General features: G+C 51.9%; 12 protein-coding genes. 3 read left to right on the top strand and 9 right to left on the bottom strand.

Going from position 1 to position 13034, the window contains the following annotated elements:
* Positions 1 to 91: 91 nt before the first annotated feature.
* Entirely contained in the window at positions 92 to 1207 is a 1116-nt protein-coding gene (locus tag FS806_RS15820) for an MGDG synthase family glycosyltransferase (RefSeq protein WP_144938453.1), read from the bottom strand.
* A gap of 87 nt (positions 1208 to 1294) precedes the next feature.
* Between FS806_RS15820 and FS806_RS15815 the strand changes: the two genes are divergently transcribed.
* The 3 genes from FS806_RS15815 to FS806_RS15805 all read left to right on the top strand — a co-directional run bounded on the left by FS806_RS15815 (position 1295) and on the right by FS806_RS15805 (position 4600).
* Positions 1295 to 2089, top strand: a complete 795-nt coding sequence (locus tag FS806_RS15815) for an endonuclease/exonuclease/phosphatase family protein (protein ID WP_144938450.1) — start codon at positions 1295 to 1297, stop codon at positions 2087 to 2089.
* A 106-nt stretch (positions 2090 to 2195) separates the two neighbouring features.
* Entirely contained in the window at positions 2196 to 3662 is a 1467-nt protein-coding gene (locus FS806_RS15810; RefSeq protein ID WP_225312506.1) for an alkaline phosphatase family protein, read from the top strand.
* 62 nt (positions 3663 to 3724) lie between these two features.
* Positions 3725 to 4600, top strand: coding sequence for a metallophosphoesterase (locus tag FS806_RS15805; protein ID WP_144938444.1), 876 nt, complete (start codon positions 3725 to 3727; stop codon positions 4598 to 4600).
* Positions 4601 to 4711: 111 nt separating this feature from the next.
* On the opposite strand, the gene FS806_RS15800 is transcribed toward FS806_RS15805, so the two are convergent.
* The 8 genes from FS806_RS15800 to FS806_RS15765 form a co-directional block, all read right to left on the bottom strand.
* The gene (locus FS806_RS15800) at positions 4712 to 5278 is read right to left on the bottom strand and encodes a YkoP family protein (RefSeq protein WP_186328385.1); all 567 of its coding nucleotides are present in this window, start codon (positions 5276 to 5278) and stop codon (positions 4712 to 4714) included.
* A gap of 100 nt (positions 5279 to 5378) precedes the next feature.
* A complete protein-coding gene (locus FS806_RS15795) occupies positions 5379 to 6800 on the bottom strand; it encodes an aldehyde dehydrogenase family protein (protein WP_144938441.1) in 1422 nt (473 codons plus the stop codon).
* Between the two features lie 77 nt (positions 6801 to 6877).
* Entirely contained in the window at positions 6878 to 7732 is an 855-nt protein-coding gene (locus FS806_RS15790) for a class II fructose-bisphosphate aldolase (RefSeq protein ID WP_144938438.1), read from the bottom strand.
* Between the two features lie 61 nt (positions 7733 to 7793).
* A complete protein-coding gene (locus tag FS806_RS15785) occupies positions 7794 to 8528 on the bottom strand; it encodes a GntR family transcriptional regulator (RefSeq protein ID WP_260982111.1) in 735 nt (244 codons plus the stop codon).
* A 32-nt stretch (positions 8529 to 8560) separates the two neighbouring features.
* On the bottom strand, positions 8561 to 9796 hold the full coding sequence (locus FS806_RS15780; RefSeq protein ID WP_144938434.1) for a diphosphate--fructose-6-phosphate 1-phosphotransferase: 1236 nt from the start codon (positions 9794 to 9796) through the stop codon (positions 8561 to 8563).
* On the bottom strand, positions 9797 to 11161 hold the full coding sequence (locus tag FS806_RS15775) for an L-fucose/L-arabinose isomerase family protein (RefSeq protein ID WP_144938431.1): 1365 nt from the start codon (positions 11159 to 11161) through the stop codon (positions 9797 to 9799).
* Positions 11162 to 11206: 45 nt separating this feature from the next.
* Positions 11207 to 12022, bottom strand: coding sequence for a carbohydrate ABC transporter permease (locus FS806_RS15770; RefSeq protein WP_144938428.1), 816 nt, complete (start codon positions 12020 to 12022; stop codon positions 11207 to 11209).
* Positions 12023 to 12034: 12 nt separating this feature from the next.
* Positions 12035 to 12910, bottom strand: coding sequence for a carbohydrate ABC transporter permease (locus FS806_RS15765; RefSeq protein ID WP_186328384.1), 876 nt, complete (start codon positions 12908 to 12910; stop codon positions 12035 to 12037).
* Between the last annotated feature and the right edge of the window lie 124 nt (positions 12911 to 13034).

The raw sequence follows: 13034 nt of genomic DNA, 5'->3' as shown, positions 1-13034 counted from the left end.
GACAAAATACTAATTTTTTCGCGGAACTAGACTATATTCGGAATAAAGAATACGAGAAACCCCGTCAATAATAATGAGACGGGGTTTTCTTTTATTTCAGGGAAGAGAATATTTGGTGAAATGCCTGCGTTAAATCGGTCATCTGACAGCGGTACTCCTCCATCCTCTTTTGAAGCTGAATCAGACCCTGTTTATTATTCCATAAAGTGATCATTTGATGTTCAATCCCCTCGCGTTCCCAGTCGGCCAAAGGTATAACCAGCTGCTGCCCGAGCAGATGCTGCAAATTGATTTCTTCCTGCCCCGGCAGGGTATGATAAACAAATATCGGTATTTGTTTGACCAGGCATTCGCTGACCGTTACCCCTCCCGGCTTCGTACAGACCGCATCGATTTGGTCATATAGAGAATTCATTTCTTCGCGGGATTCGATATAGGGCATCGCCACGATTTGAGGCCGCTTGAGGCCCCGGATGGCTTGATACAGCTCCCGGTTTTTGCCGCAAAGAACGATATAGTTCACCTTGTCCGATGTTCCGGCCGAAGCGAGAACGGAACGGATGACATCGGCCCCCGCTCCGAGATTGCCTCCGGTAACCAGTATCGTTAATCCAGAACCGGAATGATGCTTGCTGCGGGGAGTCATAAGCCGGGGGTGAACGGGAATGCCGGTAACGATAATTCGTTCGCTTGGCACTCCTCTGGCTTCCAGCCATTGCTTCGCCGGGAAGTCCGGAGCGAAATGATAGTCGATTTCCTCCCTCCCCCAAATATTATTGATAAAGTAATCCGTGTATACATTGGCTATCGGTATCGACAGCCTATTTCTTCGCTTCAGCTGTCCCAAAAGATAGGAAGGCAGCGAATGAGTGCAAACAATGAAATCGGGCCGACTGTCCTGTATTAATCTCTGCATAAAATGTAAAAATAATTGTTCGTACAAAAAATATCTTCTAAGCATCCTGTTGCCTTTCATACAGGTTTTGCGGTAAATCCAACTGTAAATATAGGGAGCGGAATGAATCCATTTCAGGTATATGGCGGAGACCAACTGCTCCACTTTGCCGTAGCTGTAACTTAGAATATCGACCTTCTCGCAGACGATCGACGGGTCGATTTGCCGAATATGCTCGATCATGGCATCGGCGGCTTGATGATGACCGGACGACAGGCTTAAAAAGGGAAGGAATAAAATTTTCTTAACCATCTGACAGCCCCCGTTGTCGAACTAACCCTGATTTTCATTAATATATACGGGATAACTGGCAATAATACAGGAAGTAAATTGAAGATTATGCGGAGTAAAAAAATGGAAATTACCGTGCTGACTTTTAATATTCATCATGGCATTGGAACGGATCGAAAACTGGATCTGGAAAGGATCGCCCGCATCATTGAACACTGCCAAGCGGATGTGGTTGCGCTGAATGAAGTGGACAAGCATTTTTCCCGGAGAAGCGGCTATGTCGATCAGTTGGGATGGCTGGCAGAACGGTTGGGAATGAACTCGGTTTTTGGCTATGCAATGAGCAGCAAGCCGGCTAGAAAAACAAGTCTCCTTCACTCCCGTCAATATGGCAATGCGCTTCTGTCCCGTTTTCCGATTATTGGGCATAAAAACTATATTTTTGCAAGCTCTGCCCTGAAATTGGAGGACCGGGCTCTGTTGGAAGCGAGCATTCTAATAAATGGGAAGCCGATCGCTTTGTATGTCACTCACCTAAGCCTTATTCCTTTTGTCCAATGGAAACAAGCCCATATGATTCTTCAGCGGATGAAACAAGCGAACCTCCCCGCGATTTTATTGGGGGATTTCAATGCCAAGCCGCACTCCAGACTATGGAGGAAAATGACGAAGAGGCTGACCGATGCTTGTTATCAAGCTTCCGCCGTCCCATGTCCCACCTATCCGTCCGTTAGGCCGAAGGTTCAATTGGATTACATCTTCGTCAGCCATCATTTACATATTGTGTCAGCCGAAGTTATCCGCATGATGCCTGTCGCTTCGGACCACCTGCCGGTCAAGGCCGTTTTGAAAGTGCAGAACAGCATCGAAGAGGCAAATCATTCGGAGGGGGATAGAAGCTGAAGGCAGGGGGATTATCCGATTTCCGGGGATAGCAAACATAATATTTTTCTGTATTACACGGAGAAAAGCAGATTAATAGGAAGGGTGGGGGTGCCGTTTGAAAAAAGTGATCGTCCTGTTAGTGGATTCTCTGATGCCGGATACATTGGAGGATTGTATCCGGCATAGAACCGCGCCGGCACTTCAGTTTCTAATATCTAGGGGAAGGTACTGGCCGAATTGCGTAACGGTCTTCCCGACCATGACCGCATCGGTCGACAGTTCCCTGCTTACCGGAGTCTACCCCGATGTTCACCGGGTACCCGGACTGATCTGGTACAGCCCGGAGGAAGAAGCGATCGTCAATTACATCAACGGTTGGAAGTGTGTCCGCAAGCTGGGAATTACCCGCTGTGCACAGAATGTTCTGTACAGCTTGAACGAGAAGCATCTGAGCAAGCAAACCACCACTTTGTTCGAAGAACTGGATAAATTGGGCGTATCTTCCGCCTCCATTAACGCCATGGTTCACCGGGGAAGCCGGAAGCACAAGATCCGGCTTCCGTTTCTGGTTCATCTCGCTACCGGATTCCGCTTCCGCCAGGACATATCCGGACCCGATATCCTCACTCTCGGCGCCATGGCCGATACGAAGATCGAACGGCATATTCCGGCCCGTTTGAGAAGAGGCGGACAATTATACGGAATCAACGATTCGTATGCGGTAAGCGTTCTTAAGCATTTGATCCAATCGGGGGAGCAGCCGGATTTTACGCTTGCCTATCTCCCGGATAACGATCATAGGGTCCATAAATCCAATCCTGCCCATGCCGAAAGCTCGTTGATTCAGGTGGATAAGCATATCCAAAGTCTTCTGGATACTTTCGGCCCCTGGGATCGGGCATTGGAGCAGAATATTATTATTATCATCAGTGATCACGGACAGACGCGCATCGGCCGCGGCAAGCAGTTCAACATCGATCTGGATCGGCTGCTTCATTCCTTTCGTGTTCTTCAACTGGGGGAACATGTGGCCGGCCATGAGTTAATTGTCTGCAATAATGAACGAATGGCCTATATTTATCCTTTAAAACCAGCCATCGAACCCGAAGTGATAGAGAAGCTGGTCGGGGAGGCCCGTATCGATCTTATTGCCTGGAAAGAAGCCGATGGAGTCCGGGTCAAGGAAGGAGGGTCCGGAAGAGAGGTTTATTTCGCCAGAAGCGGGCCTTACATGGACATGTATCAATCGGCCTGGGACATTATTGGCGAATGGGAGGTGCTGGATTTACGTACGGAGGGCAGCCGGATCCATTATGGGGATTATCCGGATGTGCTCTCCAGACTATACGGAGCCTTATATTCCCAAGACATCCCGATGATCGTCATTACGGCACGGCCGCGGTATGAATTTAAGAGCCGCCATCATCCTACTCATTTAAACGGAGGAAGCCACGGCTCTCTGCATAAATATGATTCATTCATCCCCCTGATCGTGGCGGGTACGCAGCATCCGGTCAAGGAGCCTCCACGGCTGGTGGATCTGAAGCATTTTGTAATGGAGCTGTTCGTGCACAAAGTTGCGGCACCATGAATTACCGCTGTCCATCTCCTTCTTCCCATTCTATACTTGATATATAGAAAGGGGTTAGTATAATGGGACAATTCTTAATTATAGGAGGGGTTGTGCTCGCCCTGGGTTGGCTTCTGTACAAAGCTAATGTAAACACGCGGCAGGTAGCCGTCAACCGGGTTGACCTGAACAAGACATTGAACAATAATCGGAGCGGGAACGGTCTGGATATCCATGTGCTGCATATATCCGACATGCATCTGGAGAATATCTCCATTTCCCCGGAACAATTATACGATAAGCTGAAAGATGAACCTATCGATCTTATTGCCCTCACCGGGGATTTTCTCGATCGGAAACGAACGATTCCCAGATTGATTCCCTACCTCAAGATTTTAAATAAATTAAAGGCCCCTTATGGAATGTACGCTGTATTCGGCAATCACGATTACGTTCTTAAAGGGGAGCATTTCGACGCGTTGCAAAGAACATTGGAGCAATACGGCTGCAGAACGCTGCAAAACGAGAGCGAAACCCTGGATATCAACGGCGAATTGGTGAATATTATCGGAATTGATGACTTCAGCACGAAGCGGAGTCAAATAGCCGAATCCTACAGAGGAATAAGCAGCGGCTATCGGCTCGTTCTCACCCACGATCCGAATATCGTTCTGCATATGAAAAATTTCCATTTCGATTATTTGCTTTCCGGACATTTTCACGGGGGGCAAATTCATTGGCCCAAGCCTTATCATCTGGTCAAAATGGGTGAGCTGGTCCGGATGAACATGATTAAAGGTCTGCATGTTTACGATGGCAAGCCCTTTTATATTAGTGAAGGATTAGGTCAGACCGGAGTTAATATCCGGGTGGGGAGCCGGCCGGAAATTACGCTTCACCGGCTGTCTCTGCCCGAATCAGACCTTTCCCTTACGCAGGAGAAAGCCCGGGCTATTTAGAGGTTCGCTTGCAAGGATCAACGGCTATCGCCGTCCTTTGGACAGGCGCGTTTACCAATGAAATATAAGAACAGGTTTTTGGAAAAAAAATCACCTGAAGCTTGACCGGCTTCAGGTGACAGGCTTTCCATATCGGGACAACAAAGCCTCTTTGGACAAAAATAAATAGGCGGGCACTTGTTTTTTCAAATTCCTCAGCGGTCGATGGGAAGATAGAAAGTAAATGGGCAGCATTGATAAAAATTTTACACATTTGTAAAATGAATTTGGAATTTGCACCGTTTCAAAGCCCAAGCCGCCGCACCCTCTGTTCAATCCCGTTATCCCGATCAGGCCTTTGATTTCGTCAAATTTGGGATGATTACTGACATAGGCGGCGAGATCGGTCAGCGATTGCTCGACCATTCGATACAAATATCTCGCCCGGGCTACATCGTTGCGCATGGTAATCATGCTTTTGAAAAGATGGACATTATACAGATGAATCTTCAGCAACGTATCTCCCTTATGGATGGCCACTCCATCCGATAAGGTAACACTTCCCCCTCTGTACGATGTCAGCCTCACCCGGAAGATGCGGCCTCCCCCTTCCTGCCCTACATACCGCAGCCTCGTGCAGGCAAAATAGATCGGATCCATGATTGTCCAAACAGATACCGCAAACCATCTAATCCACATGAACATATTCCCCTTTTAGAAATGATCATGCTGTTATTTTTTCTTGGAGAATGAAGATTCATGGGTGGAAATTTCAGTGCAAATTTCGCCCCGACTTCCTTTATAAATTCAACACGATAATCCGCTCTTCCGTCATTTCCTGTATGGCATATTTGGGCCCTTCCTTGCCCCATCCGCTTTCCTTGACGCCTCCATAAGGCATGAGGTCTGCCCGGAACTGGGAAGCATCGTTTATCATGACGCCGCCGACATGAATTTCGCGCGCCGCCTTGAACGCCGTATGGATGTTCGTGGTGAAAATACCGGCCTGCAGTCCGTAACGCGAAGTATTTATTCTGCAAATGCAATCTTCCAGGTCATCATATACGGCAATGCCTACGACAGGAGCGAACAATTCCTCGCAGGAAACCTTCATGTCATCATGCACACCGGTTAATACCGTTGGCTGGAACAGCGCGCCCTCACGGGTTCCGCCGCAGGCCAGGTAAGCGCCTTGCATGACGGCCTCCTGAACCCATGCTTCCGCCCGGGCAGCCTCCTTCTCGCTGATCATCGGACCGATGTCCGTCTCACTGTCATAAGGATCGCCCACCCTCAGGCGCTTGGTCTCTTCTACAAAGCGGCGGACAAACTCGTCATGAATGTCACTATGAGCATAGATCCGCTGCACCGAAATGCAGACTTGGCCGGCATTGCCGAAGCTCTTGCCGACGCACATCGACACCGCAAGGTCCAGATCGGCATCCCGGTGAACAATGACCGCGGAATTGCTCCCGAGCTCCAACAGCACCTTGCGCAGGCCTGTCTCCGCCTTGAGCTTCCTGCCAACGGCCGGGCTGCCCGTGAAGGTGTACAGACTGATTCTTTCGTCCTTGGCCAGCCAATCTCCAACCGTCGACCCGGAACCGACGACTACGTTCAGGTAGCCTTGGGGCAATCCGGCTTCGATCATCAGCTCGGCCAATTTGACCGCCACAATCGGCGTTACGCTGGCCGGCTTAAGCACCACCGTGTTGCCTGCGGCAAGAGCCGGTCCGATCTTGTGCGCAACCAGGTTTAACGGTACGTTAAAAGGTGCGATGGCACAAACGACGCCGACCGGAACGCGCACGGTGAAGGCCAGCCGGTTTTCCGCCCCGGGGGATGCTTCTACAGGAATCCCTTCGCCCTGTATCCGCTTGGCCTCCTCCGCCGAGACCTCCAAGGTCTGGGAAGTCCGTTCCACTTCTACCAGAGCTTCCTTCAGCGTTTTGCCCACTTCACCCGCCAGAATTCCGGCGATTTCCTCCTTGTGCTCCAGCAGCAGTTCGCTAGTTCTCTTTAATATTTGATAACGACGATAAGGAGATAACGGGTTCGTACGGAATGCCTCCAATGCCGCGGAAACGGCTTGATCGACGTGTTCCTTGCCGGCAACGGAGACCGTTCCCATCACCTCTCCCGTATATTTGTTGCGAACCTCCAGTTTTTCCCCGGTTTCCGTCCACTGCCCGTTAATCCAAAGCGGATAATGCTTCGGCATAGTTCCCCCACTCCTTCGGTTCTTTTGTTGTATGAATTTCGTTGGATGTGCAGATGGCTGTCCAATGGCTGTCTCGGTCAGGCTTTGCCTGCACTGCCGAACAAACGGATTTTATATTTGACGACCTCTTTCATCCGCTCCGTTCCAGCACGGCCTAGCGGATAGACATCATGCTGCGGCCCATAGGTCTCCAGAGCTTCCCGCACCCCGTCGGTATAAGCCGCGCGCAGCTCGGTATCCACGTTAATTTTGCATATGCCGTTGGCAATGGCAAGCTTGATCTGATCATCCGGAATCCCTGATCCTCCATGCAGAACAATAGGGATGCCCAACTGATCGGCAATCGTCTTCAAGCGCGGTATATCCAGCTTCGGCTCGGTCTTGTATAGTCCATGGGCCGAGCCGATGGCCGCCGCCAGCGAGTCAATTCCCGTCGCCTGATAGAACTCCAGAGCTTCGGCGGGATCGGTAAGGAACGCGTCCTTCTCGTCCACGGACAGGTCGTCCTCGACCCCGGCAATTTTGCCCAGCTCCGCCTCCACCGAAACGTTCACGGCGTGGGCGGCGGCCACCACCTGCCTCGTAATGGCGGCATTTTCTGCCAGAGGCAGATGCGATCCGTCGAACATGACGGAGGTACAGCCGGCCTGTATCGCCTGAATGGCCTGCTCATAGCTTTTGCCATGATCCAGGTGGATGATGACCGGCACATCGGTTCGCTGCCCGTAGTAGCGAATCGCTTCCACCAGGGGAGCAAACCCGCAGTATTTGATCGCTCTCTGTCCAATTTGGATTAGCACCGGGGCCTTCTCTTCCTCGGCAGCCTCGAGGATCCCCTGAATCATATCCGCATTATGGGCACTGAACGCACCTATGGCATAATTGCGGATTCGGGCATCCTCCAACCACTCTTTGCCTGATACGCATCTCATATGTGACAACCCCGTTTCATTGTTAAAAATTAGCGACTCCTTCCATCCGCCTTCCCCCGGATTAGCGGTGCAGGTGAACCCGATAGGTATAGCGGTCGGATCGGTAATCGGTGAAAGTATATTCAATCGGCATTCCGTTCAAGGCATACGTGATCCGCTCCATACGAAGGAGTGGATCACGCTCCTTGATGTTAAGCAGCTGGGCATCCTTCTTGCTGGCTGCCGTCGAACTGATTCCTTCATCGGCATCGCGCAGTTGGATTCCATGCTGCTCCAGCACCGAGTAAAATGCGATATTCTCCAGGTCCTCCTGTAGAAACCAGCGACCGATTTCAAGCGGCCAGTAGGTTCTTTCAATCGCAATCGGCTCTTCATTGGCCAGGCGGATGCGCTGGATGTGCAGCACCTTTTCCTCCTTGCCGCACAGCAGGCGCTCCCTTACGACCGGAGGCGGATCGATCTCGCCGACCTCCAGCACCTTGGCACCCGGCACGAAGCCTTTGGCAATCATCTCTTCTGTGAAGCCCGTCAGTCTTCCGAGCCTCTCGACGAGCTTCGGATTGCATACGAGCGTGCCTTTTCCCTGTTTCTTCTCCAGCTTTCCTTCGTTGACCAGCGCCGTCACCGCTTCGCGCACTGTGGTACGGCTTACTTTATATTGAGCGATCAGTTCATTTTCCGTCGGAATGAGCTGACCCGGTTTCCATTCTCCATTTGCAATCTTGGCATCAAAGATTTCCTTCAGCTGATGATACAGCGGTACCGGCAGCTTCGGATTCAACATCGGTTCCATCATGCAACCCCTCTCCAGAGCTTGAATATACGAATTCAGACCGAGCTGATATTTAACCGCCTGTAAGCTTCCTTCCGGCCTACAAAAGGCTTCAGCCACGCTTTGTACCGTTCGCTGATCCATCCGCCCGGGGACAAATCCGCCGGATCGAAGGCCCGCTCTATTCCGGCAACATCCCGAAAAGGCGCCGAGCCGACATTCCAGTCATAAGGCTTATCCGCCTGCCGGACAATCGTGACCATTCGTCCGCTGACACCCTCCAGCAAATAACGAGCGGCTTGCCTTCCGACAGCCTCGGCCTCGAGCTGATCCTGGGCGGAAACGGCGAAGGAGGCGCATCGCTGCAGAATCCCCAGATTTTCGTAGCGGCAGGCCAATCCCAGCTCTTGACTAATCGTTTCTGCAATGACGGACCCGATTCCTCCCAGTGCTTGCAATCCTTGCCCATTTTTTTTCCCGTTGGCAATTCCTTGAGCGCGAATCGGCTGCCCGGAGCCATCCTTGAGTCCTTCGCTGGCCACTACCAGACAGTAGCCCAGCTGCGAGTACACCTCCTTGACTTCTTCCAGCATCCGCACGAACTGGAAGGGCTGCTCGGGAATGTAGATCAAATGAGGGGCATCTTCCTCGCTCTCTTTAAAATATCCGGAAGCGGCACTTAACCAGCCGACATTGCGGCCCATCGTCTCGATAACGCGGACCTGCTCGAAGTTCCGCATGGATTGCAGATCGGCCGATATATCTCTGACGGCATGAGCAACGAATTTCGCAGCGCTGGGAAATCCGGGTGTATGATCCGTTACTTGAATATCATTGTCTACCGTCTTCGGAATGCCGATCACCTGCAGTTCATATCCGCTGTCTCTCGCCGCCTGCTCAATGCTTTGACACGCCCACATCGTTCCGTTGCCTCCGGCAAGGGCCAATGCGCGAATGTCGTAACGCCTGAGCGTGTCTAAGCAATCTTCAAGGTCGTCCTGCACAAGCGCCTTGCGTCCCGCGCCTAGGGCGGCCCCGGGTTGGCTCTTAAGCCACTCGAACGAGTGCCTCGTATTCAACCTGAACAGACGCCCTTCGCATAACCCTGACATGCCGTCAGCGACGCCGAACAGCTCCAGCTTCTTCTCTTCTCCTTTATATATCTCGCGCAACTCATTCATGAAGCCGAACAGGCTGCAGTTGATCACAGCCGTGGGACCACCCACCTGGGCAATGGCCACACGAAGGCCTCGGTTAGTTATAGCAGCAGGTTTCCCTATCCGTTCTATCATCTATGTCAACGCCTCTCCGAGCACGATCGGACGAATGTCCAGCCAATCGCACAGTATGTTCATTTCCTCGCTGATATCGGCGTACACTATCGAATAGTGCGGTTCGAAGCCCTGTTTCATCAACTGCTTCATGAGCGGCAATATCGGTTGGCGGAAGCCGACCTCTACGCTCGTCCCCCAGAATTTCTGCGGCTCATCAAGCGCTTCGCCCTTCATCATAAGCATCCTGTATTCTCCGGGACGGGAAGGATCCGGCCCCAGACGGTGAACGGATACCGCCCCTGCTTTCAGACCAAACTCAAGAGTGAAGCCGAGCTTGCGGTTCGGATGCAGCCCGGCTACCGCTCCCGTATCGGGACGTGCCAGGGAGAAAGCTCCGGCTCCGCAATGCCAGAACACGCCGGAATCCTTCGTTTCGTCGATATGGACCAAATCTCCCAGATACGGTGCGCTTCCGGCCAGCCGGCTTTGAATATGCATCGTGAGCGCCCCATGAATATCGGCCTCGCAAGAGGCCATGATCCCCTGGTCGATCAGACTGGATACCGTCGAGCAGGCGGCCGCCCCGTAATCCGTATAAAACTCCGGCCAGCAGCGGACAGCCACCATGGAAATGCCCAGCTCTTGAATTTGCCGCTGCAGCGCGGTCTGGAAGCGGGCGAATTTCATGACGCTCTCCTGCGGAATCAGCCCCAGCCCGCGCACTTGGCCGGACACGGCCTCTACAGCGGCTTGAGCCTCGGTTTCGCTTAATTCATTGGCGCGATGGAACGCCTCCTGCAGATCCAGCTCGATCATCTGCGGCCCCAGCTTCGCCAGCATACCCGCATCGGCTGCGGAGAAGAAGAAGCCGTCCGGCTGTTGGCCAATCACCCCGATTTTCAACCGGGACAGCTCCCGGATAAGCGATGCCACTTTCAAATGGGCACGCAACTCGCGAGCCAGCGCGTCTTCGGTGGGATTGCCGAAGAGCAGCGAAAATTTTCTTCCCTTCGTAACCAGCGTATTCGCCAGATTATTGATGCCTGTCATCGAGTTCAGCGAAAGGCGCGTCCCGTTCACCCTTGGCTCACGAACACCCCACAATAAAATCGGTGCATCCGTAGCTTCCATAATCTCGATAATGAATCTGGCATCAATAAAGGTAGTAGCCTGCACAACAATCGCGTCCAGCTCTGTCCCGTCCGCCGTCCGGCGCACGAATGCGCCGGCTTCCTCGGGGGACATGAGCAGGCCTTGCGGAAACCGGCAGCCATCCGCCAGTTTGCCCAGCAGCTCGCAGGATTGAGAGAAATAAGCTTTTGCCGTTTCAATATCGAACGTCGGCCTGGCCAGAGGGACAAAAGCCAAATTCATAGTTAGCATTTTTTATCGCTCCTTCTTAATGTGACCTTGTCGGCGGCACATGTATTATCCTTTGATCGCTCCGGCGGTCATTCCGGCTACGAAATACCGCTGCAGAAGGACATAAGCAATTACCATCGGCCCGGATGCGATTACGACTCCGGCGAAGATGGCGGGGAAGTTGGTCACGTATTCCCCCTGGAATTGCAATAGCGCCAGCGGAATGGTCTTCTTCGTCTTCTCTGTAATGAACAACAGCGGATAGAGCAGATCATTCCACACCATAACGAACAGGAAAATGGCGGTGGCCGCTACCGAAGGCATAGAAATCGGCAGCACCACTCTCCGGTAAATCCCCCACTCACTGGCTCCGTCCAAGCTGCTGGCTTCCAGCAGCTCCTTGGACATCGAGCTCATGAAGCCCGAGATGATGAAAACGGCGATGGGCAGATAAACCGCGATCGAAACAATAATAAGCCCGGTCAGACTGTTCGTCATCTTCAGCTTATAGACCAGCGCATAGAGCGGGATCATGTTGACCTGCGCCGGAACCATCATGCCGGCTGCGAACAGGCCATAGAACAATAAGCCCTTCTTGCCGCCGATCCGCATAATGGCATAAGCAATCATCGTCGCGAAGAAAAGAATGAAGAACACGGTGGACACCGTAACGACCACACTGTTCATAAAATACAGGCCCATCGATTGCTGCTGAAACATCTCCAGGAAATTATTCCAAGTAAACTGTTTCGGCCATCCGACCGGATTGAGATAGAATTCCGTGGATGGTTTGAACGAGGTAATGAATACAAGCGACACCGGTACGATAATCATAATGGCAAACAGCAGCAGGATCAGTCGTTTTCCCCATTTAAGCACCATCGGAAACCCCTCCTAGTAAGAAACCTTGCTGCCCCTCAAAATACGGAACTGCAGCAGCGTAATGAGGGCAATAATGAACATGAAAATGACGGAGCCGGCGGAAGCATAGCCGAATTTATAATTTTGGAACGCCGTATGATATAGAAACGTCGACAATATCTCCGTCGAATATGCGGGACCACCGCCGGTCATGGCAAAGATCAGGTCGAATGCCTTGAAGGACTGGATGGTCGTATAAGCAACGACAATGGTCGCCGACGGAGCAATGAGCGGCCAGGTAATCTTCCGGAAGGTTTGCCAGCGGCCGGCCCCTTCGATTCGGGCTACCTCATACAGATCCTCCGGGATTGCCTGCAGTCCGGCAATGAAGACAACCATCATCTGTCCGGTATGCGCCCATACCTGGACGAACGCAATCGAGTATATGGCGATGTCCATATTTCCGATCCAGTTCATGGCCAACGAATCCAAACCGACAGCGCTTAAAGCGCGGTTGATAAGTCCCATGGTCGGATCGTACATAAACGACCAGATAAAAGCGACGGAAATAGACGCAATAATCGCAGGGAAGAAATAAAGAGCCCGTAAAAACACGCTTCCTTTGGAATTTTTGACTAACAGAACCGCCAACAGGAGCGAAAGCATCGTCTGGCAAATAACCACGGTAAACATAAACCTCAGGTTATTGCCGAGAGACCTGGTAAATACCAGATCGTTCGTGATCATGTTAATATAGTTGTCCACACCGACAAAGCCGTACTCCGGGGACAGTCCGTCCCAATCGGTAAAGGAATAGTACAAGCCGCTAAGCGTCGGATAAATAAAGAAGATCAAATACAGCAGCATGCCAGGTACAAGAAACAAATAAATCGCTTTGCTAGTTTTCATCGGTGACCTCCTGCGGGTTTGACAGCGCCCCCCTTCTTTATCGCTTTAGCTTGCGAGGCGAAGCGATAATCCTCCGCGGCGGAAAGATAGAGGCCCGGCTGCTGCCTGGGCCCGCTCCTCCCAA

The organism is Paenibacillus sp. 32O-W (assembly GCF_007679495.1).
In the GTDB taxonomy this organism is placed as follows: domain Bacteria; phylum Bacillota; class Bacilli; order Paenibacillales; family NBRC-103111; genus Paenibacillus_L; species Paenibacillus_L residui.
The sequence above is the reverse complement of the archived record's forward strand: the minus strand, read 5'-3'. Positions and strand labels throughout refer to the sequence as shown.